A 15,733-nucleotide genomic window follows, 5' to 3' on the forward strand; every position below is an offset into this window, starting at 1 on the left:
GGATCCGACAGCGCATTTTTCGTTGCTGCGGTCGCGCTCAGACCGCGGCTTCAACGTCGTGTTCGCGGTGGTAACGCACGGCTGCCTCCACCTCGTTGCGCGAGCCCAGGAACACCGGCACGCGCTGGTGCAAACCGGTGGGAGTCACTTCCAGCATGCGCTGGCGGCCGGTACTGGCGGCGCCGCCGGCCTGCTCGACCAGCATCGCCATCGGGTTGGCCTCGTACATCAGGCGCAGCTTGCCGCCCTTGGCCGCGCACTTGGCGTCCAGCGGATAGCTGAAGATGCCGCCACGGGTCAGCAGGCGGTGCACGTCGGCGACCATGCTGGCGACCCAGCGCATGTTGAAGTCCTTGCCGCGTGGTCCGGTCTTGCCGGCCAGCAGGTCGGCCACGTAGGCCTGCATCGGCGGCTGCCAGTGGCGCTGGTTGGACATGTTGACCGCGAACTCCTGCGTCTCCTCCGGGATGCGCATGCCGCGCGTGGTCAGGGTGAAGCTGCCGATCTCGCGGTCCAGGGTGAAGGCGTGGGTGCCGTGGCCGATGGTCAGCACCAGCGTCGTGTTGGGACCGTAGGTGCAATAACCGGCGACCAGCTGCTCGGTGCCCGGCTGCAGGTAGTGCTCATCGGCCGGCTTTGTCACGCCCTCGGGGCAGCGCAGCACTGAGAAGATCGTGCCCACCGAGATGTTGACGTCGATGTTGGAGCTGCCGTCCAGCGGATCAAACAGCAGCAGGTAATTGCCGGCCGGGGAGCCGTCCGGGCTCAGGTCCTGGATCGGCACGCTGTGGTCCATTTCCTCCGACGCCAGACCGGCGAGGTGGCCGCCCCAGGCGTTGGCCTCCATCAGCACGTCGTTGGCGATCACGTCGAGCTTCTTCTGCGCCTCGCCCTGGACGTTGATGCTGGCCTGGCCCGGGGTTCCCGCATCGCCGAGCACGCCGCCCAGCGCGCCCTTGCCGACCTCGATGGAGATGCGCTTGCAGGCGCGGGTCACCACTTCGATCAGCAGGCGCAGGTCGGGGCGGATATGGCCGGCGCGCTCCTCCTCGATCAGGAACCGGGTGAGCGAGTAGGGGCTGGTCGGGCGATTGGGCGTCATCGTGGCGCTCCGGGGGCAGTGGCGATGGCGGCATTGTAAGCCGCCGCCCGCGCTCCGGCCCGAAGCTCAGACGTCGCCGTCGTTGAGCCAGCCCTCGCCGGTGCCGCGGTGCAGGACGCGGTCGCTGTCGAGCACGTCGCCGGCGGGAATCGCGTCCATCGCGGCGAGCTTGGTGTAGATCGGGGCGAAGTCCGGCCCGGTCGCGTCCATCAGTTGCTGGAAGCTGTCGATGACGAAGTAGGTCTTCTGGTAGGTGTCGATGCGGTAACGGGTGCGCATGATCCGTTCGAGGTCGAAACCGATCCGGTTGGGCGCATCGCTTTGCAGGCAATGGATCGACTCGCCCTTGGACGACACGATGCCGCTGCCGTAGATGCGCAGGCCGTCCTTTTGCTGGATCAGGCCGAACTCGACCGTGTACCAGTACAGCCGGGTCAGGTTGACCAGGGCGTCGCTGCCGATGCCGTGGGCCTTGACGCCGCCGCGCCCGTAGGCGGCCATGTAGTCGGCGAACACCGGGTTCATCAGCAGCGGGACATGGCCGAACAGGTCGTGGAAGAGGTCGGGCTCGGCGAGGTAGTCGAGCTGGTCCTCGCGGCGGATCCACCAGGTCACGGGGAAACGCCGGTTGGCCAGGTGCTGGAAGAATTCCAGCTCCGGCAGCAGGCCTTCCACACCGATCAGCTCCCAACCGGTCGCGGCGTGCAGGATGGGGTTGAGATCGGCGAATTTCGGAATGCGGTCGGCTGTCATCTCCATCGCCCCCAGCGCGGCGATGAACTCGTCGCTGGCCAGGCCCGGCAGGATGGCTTTCTGGCGCTCGAACAGCTGCGCCCAGACCGCGTGATCCGCGTCGGTGTAGCTGTCCCATGGCTGCTCCACGATCGCGGTCGTGTAGACCGGCACGTAACCCTTGTCGGTGAGCTGGGATTCGGTGCGGCGGGCGGTTTCCATGGGAGATCCTCGTTGACGGTCGGGGTCAACCACCACAATAGCCGCATCCGCGCGCAATCGGATTGCGTTGTTGCGCCCTAATGCCTCCTGACAGCACGATAGGTGCGTCAACCAATCGCAGCGAGCAAGATCATGCCAAACGTCAGCCTGGACCGAACCGATCTGCAGCTGCTCGGCGAGCTGCAGCGCGCGGGTCGCCAGACCAACGCCGAGCTGGCCGAACGGGTGCGCCTGTCGCCGTCGGCGTGCCTGCGCCGGGTGCAGCGGCTGGAGCGCGAGGGCGTCATCGCCGGCTACCGCGCCGAGGTCGACCCCGAGCGCGTCGGCGTGGGCCTGCAGGCGTTCGTGCGGGTCCAGCTCAGCCGCCACGACAGCGGCGCGATCGAGCGGTTCTCGGTCTTCGTCAACCAGTGGGAGGAGGTGGTCGCCTGCCACGCGCTGACCGGCGACATGGACTACCTGCTGCAGGTGGCCGTGCGCGATCTGGACCACTTCTCGCGCTTCCTGCTGGACCACCTGCTCAACCAGTCCGGCGTGGACGACGTCAATTCCAGCTTCGTGCTGCGCACCGTCAAGGCCTTCCGCGGGATGCCGTTGCCGGCCGGACGACCGTCAGCGTGAGTCGGCGCCTGCGGTGCAATCGGGTGTACGGCGCAGCAGGCTGCCGATGCGCGACTGCTCCTGCGCGCAGCGCTCGGCCTCCGCGGCCGCGTCCTGCGCGGACTTGCGCGCTTGGGCTGCGGCCGCCTGGCGGGCGGCAAGGGTGGCCTCGGCCACGCGCTCCTTGTGCATCTTCGCCAGCGCGGCGCGGATCTGCGGCAACGCCGCCATTGCGGCTTTCTCGCCTTCCAGTATCGCGTTGTTGCGCTGCTCGAAACTGGCCGGCCCGATCTCGTCGACCCGCGGCCGGATGACGATGTCGGCCCGGGCCAGTTCCTGCGCGCCAAGCTTGCGGCCCATGATGGCAATGGACTGGTTGACGTTGCCCAGCAGGCTGCCCGGCGCCTTGCCGCTGGCAATGGTGGAGATGTCCACGGCGATCACGAAGTCGGCGCCCAGCTCGCGCGCGGCATCCACCGGCACCGGACTGACGATGCCACCGTCCACGTAGTGCAGGCCGCCGATCAGCGTCGGCTCGAACACGCCGGGAATGCTGCTGGACGCGCGTACCGCCTGACCGGTGTTGCCGCGCACGAACACGGTGCGCTTGCCGGTCTCCAGCTGGGTGGACACCACCGCGAAGGGCTTGACCATCCTGTCCAGCGTGCGCCCGCCGACCAGCTCGTTGACGTAGTCCTGCAGCTTCTGGCCCTTGATCACCCCGCCGGAGAACAGGCTCACGTCGCGGATCTTCGACTCGTCCAGCGCAAACGCCTGGCGCTGCATCTGGAAGGAATCCATGCCGCTGGCATACAGCGCGCCGACCACACTGCCCGCGCTGGTGCCGGACACGACGACAGGCTCCATGCCGTTGGCCTCGAGCATCTTGATCACGCCGATGTGGGCGAATCCCTTGGCCGCACCGCCGCCCAGGGCCACGCCGATCCGGGGCGGAGGAACGCTGACCGGCGCGACCGGCGCGGCGATGGCAGGCGCGGGGTCGGGCCGGGTGTTGCCGCCGCACGCGGCCAGGACGATGCCCGCGCTCAGGGCCAGCCAGTGACGGGGGCGGAACAGGGTTTTCAGCCGCATGGCGACAGGCACATTGAAGGACGGACGGCAAGGATAGTGCGCGGCGCTTGAACGCGGTCAGTCCACTCGCCCGTGTGGCTTATCCTCGGGGCGTGTTCGAACTCCGCCAGGTCTGCAAATCCTACGGTCGCGTCGTCGCGCTGGACGCGGTCGAGCTGTGCATCGCCAGCGGCCGCACCACCGCCCTGATCGGTCCCAGCGGCGCGGGCAAGTCCAGCGCGTTGCGGATGCTGGTCGGGCTGGACTGGCCCGACAGCGGCGAGGTCCGCTTCGATGGCGAGCCGCTGCAGCGCGACCGCCTGCTCCAGCAGCGCCGCCGCATCGGCTACATGATCCAGGAAGGCGGGCTGTTTCCGCACCTCAGCGCCGCGGCCAACATCGGCCTGCTGGCACGGACGGTGGGCTGGTCCGCCGAACGTATCGCTCAGCGCATGGAGGTACTCGCAACGATGACCCGCTTGCCGGTGGCCGCGTTGCAGCGGTACCCGGCCGAACTGTCGGGCGGCCAGCGCCAGCGGGTCGGGCTGATCCGCGCGCTGATGCTGGACCCCCAGGTGCTGCTGCTGGACGAGCCGCTGGGCGCGCTGGATCCGATCATCCGCCACGAGCTGCAGGAGCAGATGCGCGAGCTGTTCGTCGAGCTGCGCAAGACCGTGGTGCTGGTCACCCATGACGTCGCCGAAGCGGCGTTTCTTGCCGACACGCTGGTGCTTCTGCGCGACGGCAGGATCGTCCAGCAGGGCACCGCGCGCGAGTTGCAGGACGCCCCCGCCGAGCCGTTCGTGACGCGCTTCATGACCGCCCAGCGCAGCCTGGAGCAGAGCCTGTGAGTGGGGCGCAGGTCCGCGTCCGGTCGCGCCCGGGCTGGCTGCTGGTGGGGCTGGTCGTCGCGCTCGCCATCGCCGCGCTGCCGGTTGCGCCGGCTCATGCGCAACCGGTGACCGTCGGATCCAAGGCGTTTACCGAGTCGGTGATCTTGGGCGAGGTCGCGGCGGGACTGCCCCACGACGAGGGCGTCACGGTGACCCACCGGGCCCAGCTGGGCGGCACCCGCATCCTCTGGCGGGCCTTGCTCGAGGGGGACATCGACGCCTACCCCGAGTACACCGGCACGCTCGCCGCGGAACTGCTGCAGATGCCCGGCGCCGGCCCTGATCGGATGCGCGCCGCGCTCGACGAGCGCGGTCTGGGCATGACCGCGTCGCTGGGTTTCAGCAACACCTACGCGCTGGGGATGACCCGCGCCCGTGCCGGAGAGCTGGGCGTGGCCTCGGTGTCCGACCTGGCCGGCCATCCGGAGCTGAAAATCGGCCTCAGCAACGAGTTCATGCAGCGCGCCGACGGCTGGCCGGGGGTGCGCGACGCCTACGGTTTGCCGCAGCGGCCGGACGGGCTCGATCACGACCTGGCGTACCGCGGCCTGGCCAGTGGCGCGCTGGACGTCATCGACCTGTACACCACCGATGCGGAGATTCCGTACTACGACCTGACCGTTCTTGAGGACGATCGCCGCTATTTCCCCGATTACGCCGCGGTGTTCCTGTATCGCAAGGACCTGCAGGCGCGCGCGCCGGATTGGCTGGCGGCGCTGCAAGGCCTGTCCGGGCGCATCGATGCACCGACCATGCAACGGCTCAATGCCGAGGTGAAGCTGGAGGGCGCCAGCGAAGCCAGCGTCGCCGCGGAGTGGCTGGGCGTCGCCGCGCCCGCCGCGGCATCGCGCGCGCAGCGGATCTGGAAGCGGACCGTGGAGCACCTCGGGCTGGTGGGCATCTCCCTGGGACTGGCGCTGATCGTCGCGTTGCCCCTCGGTGTGCTGGCTGCGCGCCGGCCGCGGCTCGGGCAACTGGTACTGACCGTCACCGGCCTGCTGCAGACGCTGCCGTCGCTGGCGGTATTCGTCTTCATGATCCCGCTGTTCGGCATCGGCGCCGGCCCGGCGATTGCCGCGCTGTTCCTCTACAGCCTGCTGCCGATCGTGCGCAACACGCACGCCGGCCTGACCGGCATTCCGCGCGAGCTGCGCGAAACGGCGGCCGCGCTGGGCCTGCCGCCGCGCACCCGCCTGTGGCGGATCGAGCTGCCGCTCGCCCTGGGCATGATCCTGGCCGGCATCAAGACCGCTGCCGTCATCAACGTCGGCACCGCCACGCTGGGCGCGCTGATCGGTGCCGGCGGCTACGGGCAACCGATTCTCGCGGGCATTCGCCTGGACGATATCGGCCTGATCCTGGAAGGCGCGGTGCCGGCGGCGGTGCTCGCGCTGGTGGTGCAGGGTGGCTTCGAACTGGTCGAGCGCGGCCTGACGCCGCGTGGCCTGCGGCTGGCCGCGCGGCACTGACCGCGCGCCACTGCCCGCCCGCGATCGATCGCACCTGAGTGGGCGGTGCGACCGGTGCCGGACCGCCTAGCCGCGGCGCCGGAACGGCAGCACCACGCCGCGCTCGTCCGCGGGGTCCGGGCGGTGCCACAACACCGGCACATCGTCGGACGGGGACAGTTCCAGGCCCTCGGGATCGGGATTGGCCGCGTCCGCCTGCGCCAGTTCCTCTTCGATCTCCCAGCTGTATTTCTGGCGCGGCTGGCGCGGGTCCAGTCGCCGCCACAAAAACGCCGCCAGTACGCCGCCCAGCGCCCCGCCCATGTGCGCCTGCCAGGACACGCCGATCTCGCGCGGGAAGATCGTCAGAAGCATGCCGCCGTAGAGGAAGAAGGCGATCATCGCCGCCGCAATCGCCGGCCGGTCGCGTCGCAGCAGGCCGAGGATGAAGACCAGGAACATCAGGCCGTGGGTGATGCCGCTGGCGCCCAGGTGGTAGGAGCCCGCCTCGCCGAGCAGCCAGGCCCCGGCGCCCGAGCCCAACCACATCAGCGGGAGTGCGCGCAGCGTCGCGCGCGGGTACATCCCGCCGGCCAGCGTGCCCAGCATCAGCAGCGAGATCGCGTTGGCGGCCAGGTGCTCGAACGAGCCGTGCACCAAGGGCGCACCGAGGATCCCGAGCAGCCCCGCCGCCGACCACGGCTGCACCATCCAGTCGCGCAGGTCCACCGCGCCCTGCAGCGAGTGGATCACCAGCAACAGCAGCACCGCCGCCAAGCTCAGGTTGAACGCGCCCATCCAGCGCTTGCGGTCGGCGATGCGCTGGGCCTTGGGATCCAGCGCGAGCGCTTCGGGAATCGTGTCAGGCATTCACCAACTGTGGCGCTGGCGGCCGCGAATACAAGGCGGGCCCCGTAGAATGGCGGCATGAACAACACCATCCCCACCGTCCACCTGAAAAACGCCTGGAAGTCCTCCCACCCCTGGATCTTCCAGCGCCTGGTCGCCAAGCCGGCGCAGCGTCCGCGTCCCGGCGAGATCGTCGATGTCATCGGCGTGGACGGCGAGCTGATCGGCCGTGGCTTCTACAACGGCCACTCGCGCATCGCCCTGCGCATGCTCGACAACGACCCCAACGCGGTGATCGACGGGGACTGGTTCGCGCGCAAGATCGCCGCGGCCGTGTCGCTGCGCCGCGATGTGCTCAAGCTGGACGAGGTCAGCGATGCCTGGCGGGTTTTCCACAGCGAAGGCGACGGCATCTCCGGGCTGGTGATCGACCGCTACGCCGACCTGCTGGTGCTGGAGTTCTTCAGTGCCGGCGCGTTCCGCCACCGCGAATGGATCCAGGCCGCGCTGCGCGAGCAGTTCCCGGGCTGCCGCTTCCACATGTCCGCCGACGTCCACGTGCAGAAGCAGGAAAGCTTCGATTTCCGCGGCACCGAGCCCGCCCAACCGGCGGTCATCACCGAGCACGGGGTGAAGTTCCGCGCCGATCCGGCCGGCGCGCACAAGACCGGATTCTTCGCCGACCAGCGCGACAACCGCCAGTGGCTGAGCCAGCACGTGGCCGGCAAGCGCATGCTCGACCTGTGCTGCAACACCGGCGGCTTCGGCGTGTATGCCGCCGTGCGTGGCGCCAGCGAGGTGGTGGGCGTGGACATCGACGCGGACGTGCTGTCCATCGCCAAGGGCAACGCCAAGCTCAACCATGCCGATGTGAAATTCGTCCAGGCGGACATCTTTCCGTGGCTGCGCGATGCGGCGATCGCCGGCGAGCAGTACGACGTGGTGGTACTCGATCCGGCCAAGATGACCCGCGACCGGGAGCAGGTGATTCCGGCGCTGAAGAAGTATTTGGACATGAACAAGCTGGCGCTGGGTGTGGTCAAGCCGGGCGGGCTGTTCGCGACCTTCTCCTGCACCGGCCTGGTCAGCGAGGACCAGTTCCTGGACATGATCCGGCGGGCAGCGTTTTTCTCCAATCGGACGGTGCAGGTGCTGAAGGTGGCCGGCGCAGGGCCGGATCATCCGTGGTTGGCGCAGGTGCCGGAGTCGCGGTATCTGAAGGCGGCGTTTTGTCGGGTGCTGGACTGAGGCGGTTCGGTCGATCGAAGCGGTCCGTCGTTTGAACACTTTTGGTATCTGGTGACGCAGGAAGGCACCGGCCGCGGGCTCCGATCAGTCGCTCCACGATATTCGCTTGGTGATCGGAACCCGCGGCCGGCGCCTGTCGGTCGCGTTGTGCATTGACCCATGGTCGCGGCCGGTGAGACCGGCGTCGCTACACTGGAGCGATGGATAGCCAACTGCTCCTCATCTTGTTGCTCGTCGCGACCTTGGTCGTCGCCGGACTGTTGGTGGTGTTGCTGCGCAGGCAGGGTTCGCAAGGATCTGGCGCGGAGCTGGGCGCGATGCGCGAGGAGCGTGATCGGCTGGGTGAGGAGTTGCGCGCCGAGCGCGAGGCGGCGCGTGAGCAGGCGGCCGAGAGTGGGCGCCTGCTCGGGCGCTTGGGCGCGCTGGAAGGTGCGATTGCCGAGCGCGATCAGGTGATTGATCGTCTGGAGACGGCGCGCGCCGGTTTGCAGGACGCGCTGGAGACGGAGCGCTTGGCGGCGCGGTCGGCGGGGCAGTCGTTGCAGGAGCGCGAGCAGGCGTTGCTGGCGGTGCGCGAGCGTGAGGGCGCGTTGGCCGTCGAGCTCGCCGAGCTGCGCGACAGCTACCGCCATCTGCAATCCGAGCACGCGGGCGTGTCGGCCAACCTGCAGCACGCCCGGCAGGCCCACACCGAGATGCAAACCTTCCTGGCCGAGGCGCAGACGAAGCTGTCGGGTGCCTTCACCGAGCTGGCGGGCAAGGTGTTCGAGGAGAAGGGGCAGCTGTTCGAGAAGAACGTGCAGCGGGCGTCGCTGCAGTCCAGAGCGGACATCGATGCGTTGTTGAAGCCGTTTGCGGAGCGCATCGGCGAATTCCGCAGCCGGGTCGACACGCTGTACGGCGAGGAGGCCCGGGAGCGGGCGTCATTGCTGGGCGCGGTCACCGAGCTGAAAACCCTCAACCAGGACATGGCGCAGCAGGCGCACGCGCTGACCCGGGCGCTGAAAGGCAGTTCCAAGGTCCGCGGCGACTGGGGCGAGCTGATGCTGGAGAGCGTGCTGCGCGGCTCCGGGCTGGAGGACGGCGTGCATTACGACCGCCAGAAGGGCACGGTCGACGAAGACGGCGCGCGCCTTCACCCGGACATCGTGGTTCGCCTGCCCGACGAGCGCTGTGTGGTCGTCGACAGCAAGGTCAACCTGATCGCCTGGCAGGAGGCGATGAACGCCGACACGCCGGATGAGCAGAACGATGCGCTGCGCCGGCACGCCGCCGGCCTGCGCCAGCACATGCGCGAGTTGAGCGAGAAGAACTACCCCAAGGTGCTGGGCGACACCGCGCTGGAGGTGACCATCGCCTTCATCCCGATCGAAGGCGCGCTCTCGGCCGCGCTGGGCACGGACACGGCATTGCAGACCGACGCGTTCGACCGCCGCGTGGTGTTCGCCTCGCCCAATACGCTGATGGCGCTGCTGCGGGTGGTGGAGCGGCTGTGGACGCGCGACAAGATCCAGCGCGAGGCGATCGCTATCAGCGATACCGGTGGCCTCGTGCTGGATGCGCTGATCGGATTCCTCGCTGACTTCGACAAGGTCGGCAAGAGCCTGGATGACGCCGACAAGGCATTCAAGAACGCGCGCCGCCGGCTCAGCGAGTCCAGCCAGGCGGTGATCCCGCGGGCCCGGCGACTGGCCGAGCTGGGTGCGCACGGAAGGCGCGCGCTCACCGATGAGCTCAAGCCGGAGGCCGACAGCGGCGGCGTGACGTCGGCCGACGCTCCCGCAAAACAACTTCTTGGTGCTGCGCTCGGGGCCGGGAACCGCTGAACCCGCCAGCGGTCGCTGCAGGGTACCGGCGCGCCGAGTGCTCCCGACGCGCTGCGGCTGCGCGGCCATCGCCGCACGACTCAGTTGTCGGTCGGCATCACCGGCATCGCCGATGCCGGGACGAGCGGGTTGTCGTCGTCGCGCAGATAGTCAGGCAGCGCATTGTCGGTGTCCTCGCCCATGCGGTCGCCGAGGATCTGGTAATTGCGCCGCTGCATCCATGCATCGCGGACCAGCGCGTAGTCGTCGGAGGCGCCCTCGCGCAGGCTGTCGGTCGCCAGCAACTGGGTGCGCACGTCCACCAGCTGCAGGCCCTGCAGGGGAATCCGGATCTTGTCCTGCTCGACCTGCCGCAGCGGGCTCAGCGGCGCGTCGCCCACCATGCCGAGCACGTCGCGCACCGTGCGCGGGCCGAACAGCGGCAATTCCACGTAGCGCGAGCGTTCCCAGCCCCATACACCCAGGGTCTGGCCGAAATCCTCGTTGCGCCGGTCCAGCTTGGCGTCGCTGGCAGGATCGAAAATACCGGCGATCCCCAGCGTCGTGTTGAGCACGAACCGCCCGAGCGCCTGCCCGGCCTGCGCCGGCTTGCCCTGCAGCAGCGCATTGAGCGCGGTGACCGGTTGCCCCAGGTTGCTGAAGAAATTGCTCACCCCGAGCCGCACCGGCCGCGGCGCGACGGCGACATAGAACTGGGCCAGCGGGCGGGCGATGGTGCGATCGACCGCGTTGTTGAAGCGGTGCATCGGGCGGTTGTAGCGCTCCCACGGGTCGTACACGCCGGCGATCTGCGCGGCGGCCGGCAAGGTGGGGTCGGCGACGGGGTCGTACACGCCGTAGAGGGCGTCAAAGTCGCGTTCGGCCGCGGTGCGCGCCTGCATTCCAGCCGCGTCCTGATCGGTCGCCGACACCGCCGGCGGCGCGTCGATCGACTCGGCAGGGGTGTCACCCGCAGGGGCATCCTGGGCGCCGATGGCCGCCGGTTCCGTCGCCGCCGGTTCGATCACGGCAGGCAATTCGGAGCCCGCGTCCGTTGCTGGCGTTGCCGGCACTACCGGCGTTGCCGCGGCACCGAGCACCGGCGGCGCGCTCGCGCAACCAACGCCTGTCACGGCGAGGACCAGGCCCAGGCCAAGCACCAACGACGGCGCACGGCGATGGCGGTTGCGGAATGAGGTGGGCATCAAGAGCAGTCCATGGCACGTTGGTGGCCGAATGCGGGTGCGGAGGCGACGGTCGCCGACGCGCGCACGGCCCAATTTAGTTGGCGAAATCCAGCGCGGCGCCCAGCCGGTAGGCGCGGCGAAGTTCCGCCAGGCCCGCCGGCTCGCCGAGCACCTCATCGGCACCGGTACGCGCGGCGAGCTCGGCCAGCAACGCCACGCCTGCACTGTCGACGCGCTCCACCGCGGAGAGGTCCAGCTGGGTGATGCCGTTCGGCCAGGCGGCGCACCGGCCCCACAGGGCGGGTACCGCGTCGCGATCGAGCACGCCGGAAAACACCAGCGCCGTGCCGTCACGCTCGACCGAGGCGATGGGGGCAGGTGAGCGCATGCCAGCGGCCGGCGTCACTTGGCGGTCGGCTGCAGCCTGCCCGCTTCCAGGTCGGTCGAGATCTCGTTGATCGACTTGCGCGACAACGGCTCGTCAAACTGGTTGCGGAAGGTCTGCACGAAGCTCACGCCCTCGACCATCACGTCGAACACCTTCCAGTCGTTGCCGACCTTGCGCATCAGGTAATCCACCGGGATCGGGTCGCCGCCCTGGCGGATGAACTCGCTGGAGACCTTGACCATCGCCCCGCCGCGCAGCGGCGTCTCGGACTTGATGCGCACCTTCAGCCGGCTGTTGAAGTCCAGCAGCGAGGAGCCGTAGCGGCCCATCAGGTTGCTGGTGAGTGCCTTGGCGAAACGGTTGACGTCCGCGTCGGCGGCGCCGCGGCCGTGGCGGCCGAGCACCAGCTGGGCGGCGTACTTGCTGTCGAACATCTGCTCGAACTCGGCGCTGATGAACTTCTGCAGCGCGGCGCGATCGGCGGTGAATTCGGCGCGGCGCGCGTCCAGCGTGGTCAGCACGCGGGTGGAGTTGTCCAGTACCAGCTTGCTGGGCGAGGCGGTGGCGGTCGTGGCCGCGGCAGTCTGGCCGGCAGGGAACGCCAGCACGGGAGCGCCGGCCAGCAGCGCGGCGGAAACCAGAACGGAGATCAGGCGGATTTTCATAGTCAGTCCTTGGGGGTGTCGCCGTTGTCCTGCAGGTACGCGGGAAGCTCGGCGGCGCCGTCATCGGCGCTACCCGGGCCATTGTCCGGACCTCCGCTGAACATGTACTTGCCGACCATCTGGATCAGGTCGACCGAGGACTGGGTCAGGAAGATCTGGTCGCCGGCCTTCAACGGCTCGGGATCGCCGCCGGGTTGCAGCCCAATGTAGCTCTCGCCCAGCAGGCCGGAGGTGAGGATGGCGGCGCTGGTGTCGGCGGGCAGGTCGTCGTAGCGCTTGTCGATGGCCAAGGTGACCACCGAATCAAGCTTCACCGGGTCCAGGGTGATGTGGGAGACCCGGCCGATCGCCACGCCGCCGATCTTGACCGGCGCGTTCGCGCGCAGCGGGCCCAGATTGGTGAAGCGGGCAGTGACCTCATAGTCGCTGACACCGAACCAGCCCAGCTTGCCGTTGGTGGAGCTCATCGCCAGGACCAGCAGGGACGCCAGGGCCAGCAGCAGGAAGGCGCCGACGGCAAACTCGATACGGGGGCTGCGCATACTCATGGGGTGTCACTCGTGGAAAGTGGGAGTCGATCGGGGATCAGGTGAACAGCAGGGCGGACATCACGAAGTTCAGCATCAGCACCAGCAGCGAGGCATTCACCACCGCCTTGGTGGTCGCCACCGAGGTGCCCTCGATGGTCGGCTCGGCGTGGAAGCCGACGTAGGCCGCGACCAGCGCCGCCACCGCGCCGAACACGGCGGACTTGACCATCGCCATGCCGAAGTCGTCGACCAGGTCGACGCTGTCGCGCAGCACCTGCCAGAAAATACCCGAATCCACGCCGATGACGTGGACCGCCTCCAGATAGCTCGCGCTGATCGCCAGGCTGCAGAAGAAGCCCGTCAGCAGCGGCACGCACAGCACGGCGGCCCAGAAGCGCGGCGCCACCGCCTTGCCGACCGGGTCGATCCCCATCAGGCCCAGCGCGGTGATCTGGTCGGTGGCGCGCATCAGTCCCAGCTCCGCGGCAATGGAGGATCCGGCGCGGCCGATGAACAGCAACGCCGTCAGCACCGGTCCCAGCTCGCGATAGATGCCCAGCCCAAGGATCATGCTGACCTGGGTGCTGGCGCCGTAGGTGTCCAGCGCGCGGTAGGCCAGCAGCGTCAGCGACAGGCCGACGAAGGCGCCGCCAACGACGATGATCGGCAGCGAGCGCGCACCGATCTTGTAGATCTCCCGGACCAGCTCGCGGAACAGGTCGCGGCTGGGGACCGAGGCGCGCAGCACCGAGAGGGTGAACAGCCCGGCGCGACCGACCGCGCGGATGGCCTCTGCCAGCGCCATCAGGCGGCCGCCTCTGCGGTGGCGGTGCGCGGCCGCGCATCGAACGCGATCGGGCCGTCCGGGTTGCCGTCCAGGAACTGGCGCACCAGCGGATCGGTGCTGGCCTGCAACTGGGCCGGCGTGCCGGAAAACACGATCGTGCGGTTGGCGATCATGATCGCGTGGTCGCAGATCGGCAGCGTCTCGCGGACGTGATGGGAGACCAGGATGCTGGTCAGCCCCAGGCTGTCGTTGAGCCGGCGCACCAGCTCCATCACCACCCCGGCAGCGATCGGATCCAGGCCGGTCAGCGGCTCGTCGTAGATCATCAGCGGCGGATCCATGGCCAGCGCGCGGGCCAGCGCGACACGGCGCGCCATGCCGCCGGACAGCTCGCGCGGATACGCATCGGCAGCGGCGACCAGGCCGACGGCGTGCAGCTTCATCCGCACCAGGCGTTCGATCACCGGCCGCGGCAACGCCGTGTGGGTGTGCAGCGGCAGGGCGACGTTCTCGGCCACGGTCAGGTCGGTCAGCAGGCCATTGCCCTGCAGCAGCACGCCGATGCCCTTGCGCATCTCGAACAGCGCGCGCGAACGCCGCGGAATCGGCTGGCCGAAGATCTCCACCGTTCCCGCCGCCGCCGGCAGCTCGCCGGTCAGTGCGGCCAGCAGCGTCGACTTGCCGCTGCCGGACGGGCCAAACACCGTCAGCACCTGGCCGCGCGGCACGCTGAGGTTGATGTCCTGCAACACCGTGCGGCTGTCGCGATCGAGGCGCAGGCCGGCAAGGCGGACGATGGGCGTGGAATCGATCATGGGCATGGGCCGGTAATGCGAACACGGGCCGCGCCGCCGTGCGGCGGAGCAGGTCGCGCATTGTCGCAGCCCGCCGCATGGTGCGCACGCCAAAGACTGAATGGACGAGGCGGGCGGACCGGACGCGTGCTGGGCCTTCACCGCGGCGGGACGCGGTGGCGGCGAAGCTGGTCGCGCCGACGCGGGTCCCGCGGTCGGCCTTTTCAGGGAGCAGACGATGAGTGACAAAAAAATTCCCGCAGACGATACCGACCAGCAGGCGCTCGGATCCGGTGCCGGCGCAGTCGCCGGCGCGGTGACCGGGGCGGCGGTGGGCGCCCCCGGCGGCCCGATCGGAATGGCCATCGGCGCGTTGGCTGGCGGTGTGATCGGTGCCGGCGCCGGCGAGGCGATGGCGGTACGCGCAGGGATCGAGGACTACCGCGCACACTTCCAGCGCGACTACACCGGCGCCGCGTACTACCGGCCCGGGCAGGCGTGGGAGGACTACCAGCCCGCCTACGAGTTCGCCTACGACCAGTTCGAGGAGTACCGCGGCAGGCCGTGGGCCGAAGTGGAGCCGGGCCTGCGCGAGGAGTGGGAAATCGAGCGCGCCGATCGACCCGAGCGTGCCGAATGGGCGGAGGCGCGTGCGGCCGTCGCCGACGGTTGGGAGTACCTGCGCGAAGCCGCGCGCATGGACGCGCCCCGGGCTGATGCCCGCAACGGCTCGCTGGAGTAGCATGGCCGGCCCTTAGACGAAGGTGTTGCAGTGCCATGGCCGATCCCGTCAAACCCACCCGCGAGGAGGCCGAGGCCGCAGTCCGCACCTTGCTCTCATGGGCCGGAGACGACCCCGGCCGTGAGGGCCTGCTCGATACGCCGCGGCGCGTCGCCAAGGCCTACGCCGACTGGTTCAGCGGCTACGAGATCGATCCCGACGAGTACCTGGCGCGCACGTTTGAGGAAGTCGCCGGTTACGACGAGCTGATCGTGCTGCGCGACATCCGCTTCGAGAGCCACTGCGAGCACCACATGGCGCCGATCATCGGTCGCGCACACGTGGGCTACCTGCCCGATGGCAAGGTGGTGGGCATCAGCAAGCTGGCACGCGTGGTCGACGCCTACGCGCGGCGCCTGCAGGTGCAGGAGAAGATGACCGCGCAGATCGCCGACTGCATCCAGCGCGTGCTGCAACCGCGCGGCGTCGGCGTCGTCATCGAGGCCAGCCACGGCTGCATGACCACCCGCGGCGTGCACAAGCGCGGCGTAGCCATGATCACCTCCAAGATGATGGGCGGCTTCCGCGAGGACGGTCGCACCCGCGCCGAGTTCCTGCAGTTCATCGGCAGCCCGGCGCGCAACTGAGCGTTACCGCTTCGTGATCAGGCCGATACATTCGCCTCTGTATT

General features: G+C 69.1%; 17 protein-coding genes. 7 read left to right on the forward strand and 10 right to left on the reverse strand.

Translation table 11 applies throughout. The features are described 5' to 3' along the window. Positions 1-37: 37 nt before the first annotated feature. Entirely contained in the window at positions 38-1,102 is a 1,065-nt protein-coding gene (locus tag INQ41_RS00125; RefSeq protein WP_193985186.1) for a class 1 fructose-bisphosphatase, read from the reverse strand. A 66-nt stretch (positions 1,103-1,168) separates the two neighbouring features. Continuing rightward, positions 1,169-2,056 (reverse strand): phenylalanine 4-monooxygenase, encoded by an 888-nt coding sequence (gene phhA, locus INQ41_RS00130; protein ID WP_193985187.1) that lies wholly within the window; start codon positions 2,054-2,056, stop codon positions 1,169-1,171. 132 nt (positions 2,057-2,188) lie between these two features. Between phhA and INQ41_RS00135 the strand changes: the two genes are divergently transcribed. Next, positions 2,189-2,677, forward strand: coding sequence for an Lrp/AsnC family transcriptional regulator (locus INQ41_RS00135; RefSeq protein WP_193985188.1), 489 nt, complete (start codon positions 2,189-2,191; stop codon positions 2,675-2,677). Here the strand turns inward: INQ41_RS00135 and INQ41_RS00140 are convergent. Beyond that, entirely contained in the window at positions 2,669-3,748 is a 1,080-nt protein-coding gene (locus INQ41_RS00140) for a patatin-like phospholipase family protein (protein WP_193985189.1), read from the reverse strand. The genes INQ41_RS00135 and INQ41_RS00140 overlap by 9 nt on opposite strands. 92 nt (positions 3,749-3,840) lie before the next feature. On the opposite strand from INQ41_RS00140, the gene INQ41_RS00145 reads away from it, so the two are divergent. Together INQ41_RS00145 and INQ41_RS00150 are read left to right on the forward strand one after the other, a co-directional pair. After that, positions 3,841-4,578: an ATP-binding cassette domain-containing protein gene (locus INQ41_RS00145; protein WP_193985190.1), complete on the forward strand. Its 738-nt coding sequence runs from the start codon at positions 3,841-3,843 to the stop codon at positions 4,576-4,578. A 44-nt stretch (positions 4,579-4,622) separates the two neighbouring features. Then, entirely contained in the window at positions 4,623-6,089 is a 1,467-nt protein-coding gene (locus INQ41_RS00150) for an ABC transporter permease/substrate-binding protein (RefSeq protein ID WP_407074282.1), read from the forward strand. 66 nt (positions 6,090-6,155) lie between these two features. Here the strand turns inward: INQ41_RS00150 and INQ41_RS00155 are convergent, their stop codons facing one another. Next, complete coding sequence (locus INQ41_RS00155) at positions 6,156-6,938, reverse strand: rhomboid family intramembrane serine protease (protein WP_193985191.1); 783 nt, start codon at positions 6,936-6,938, stop codon at positions 6,156-6,158. Positions 6,939-6,995: 57 nt separating this feature from the next. Between INQ41_RS00155 and INQ41_RS00160 the strand changes: the two genes are divergently transcribed. Both INQ41_RS00160 and rmuC read left to right on the forward strand, forming a co-directional pair. Further along, a complete protein-coding gene (locus INQ41_RS00160) occupies positions 6,996-8,165 on the forward strand; it encodes a class I SAM-dependent rRNA methyltransferase (protein ID WP_193985192.1) in 1,170 nt (389 codons plus the stop codon). Positions 8,166-8,365: 200 nt separating this feature from the next. Beyond that, complete coding sequence (rmuC, locus tag INQ41_RS00165) at positions 8,366-9,991, forward strand: DNA recombination protein RmuC (protein ID WP_193985193.1); 1,626 nt, start codon at positions 8,366-8,368, stop codon at positions 9,989-9,991. A gap of 80 nt (positions 9,992-10,071) precedes the next feature. Here rmuC and INQ41_RS00170 read toward each other — a convergent pair whose 3' ends face one another. The 6 genes from INQ41_RS00170 to INQ41_RS00195 all read right to left on the reverse strand — a co-directional run bounded on the left by INQ41_RS00170 (position 10,072) and on the right by INQ41_RS00195 (position 14,342). Then, the gene (locus tag INQ41_RS00170) at positions 10,072-11,175 is read right to left on the reverse strand and encodes an MlaA family lipoprotein (protein ID WP_193985194.1); all 1,104 of its coding nucleotides are present in this window, start codon (positions 11,173-11,175) and stop codon (positions 10,072-10,074) included. A 76-nt stretch (positions 11,176-11,251) separates the two neighbouring features. Next, complete coding sequence (locus INQ41_RS00175) at positions 11,252-11,545, reverse strand: STAS domain-containing protein (RefSeq protein WP_193985195.1); 294 nt, start codon at positions 11,543-11,545, stop codon at positions 11,252-11,254. 14 nt (positions 11,546-11,559) lie between these two features. Next, entirely contained in the window at positions 11,560-12,210 is a 651-nt protein-coding gene (locus INQ41_RS00180) for an MlaC/ttg2D family ABC transporter substrate-binding protein (RefSeq protein ID WP_193985196.1), read from the reverse strand. A gap of 2 nt (positions 12,211-12,212) precedes the next feature. Beyond that, on the reverse strand, positions 12,213-12,758 hold the full coding sequence (gene mlaD / locus INQ41_RS00185) for an outer membrane lipid asymmetry maintenance protein MlaD (RefSeq protein WP_193985197.1): 546 nt from the start codon (positions 12,756-12,758) through the stop codon (positions 12,213-12,215). Positions 12,759-12,795: 37 nt separating this feature from the next. After that, positions 12,796-13,545 carry an MlaE family lipid ABC transporter permease subunit gene (locus INQ41_RS00190; RefSeq protein ID WP_193985198.1) on the reverse strand — a complete coding sequence of 250 codons (750 nt, stop codon included), beginning with the start codon at positions 13,543-13,545 and terminating at the stop codon, positions 12,796-12,798. Further along, the gene (locus INQ41_RS00195) at positions 13,545-14,342 is read right to left on the reverse strand and encodes an ABC transporter ATP-binding protein (protein ID WP_193987110.1); all 798 of its coding nucleotides are present in this window, start codon (positions 14,340-14,342) and stop codon (positions 13,545-13,547) included. Before INQ41_RS00195 ends, INQ41_RS00190 begins: the two co-directional genes overlap by 1 nt. Before the next feature lie 217 nt (positions 14,343-14,559). Here INQ41_RS00195 and INQ41_RS00200 point away from each other — a divergent pair, with 217 nt between their 5' ends. Both INQ41_RS00200 and folE read left to right on the forward strand, forming a co-directional pair. Further along, the gene (locus tag INQ41_RS00200) at positions 14,560-15,063 is read left to right on the forward strand and encodes a hypothetical protein (protein ID WP_193985199.1); all 504 of its coding nucleotides are present in this window, start codon (positions 14,560-14,562) and stop codon (positions 15,061-15,063) included. A 35-nt stretch (positions 15,064-15,098) separates the two neighbouring features. Beyond that, on the forward strand, positions 15,099-15,689 hold the full coding sequence (folE, locus tag INQ41_RS00205) for a GTP cyclohydrolase I FolE (protein WP_193985200.1): 591 nt from the start codon (positions 15,099-15,101) through the stop codon (positions 15,687-15,689). Positions 15,690-15,733 lie beyond the last annotated feature (44 nt).

It is taken from the genome of Lysobacter ciconiae, assembly GCF_015209725.1.
GTDB classification, from domain to species: domain Bacteria; phylum Pseudomonadota; class Gammaproteobacteria; order Xanthomonadales; family Xanthomonadaceae; genus Novilysobacter; species Novilysobacter ciconiae.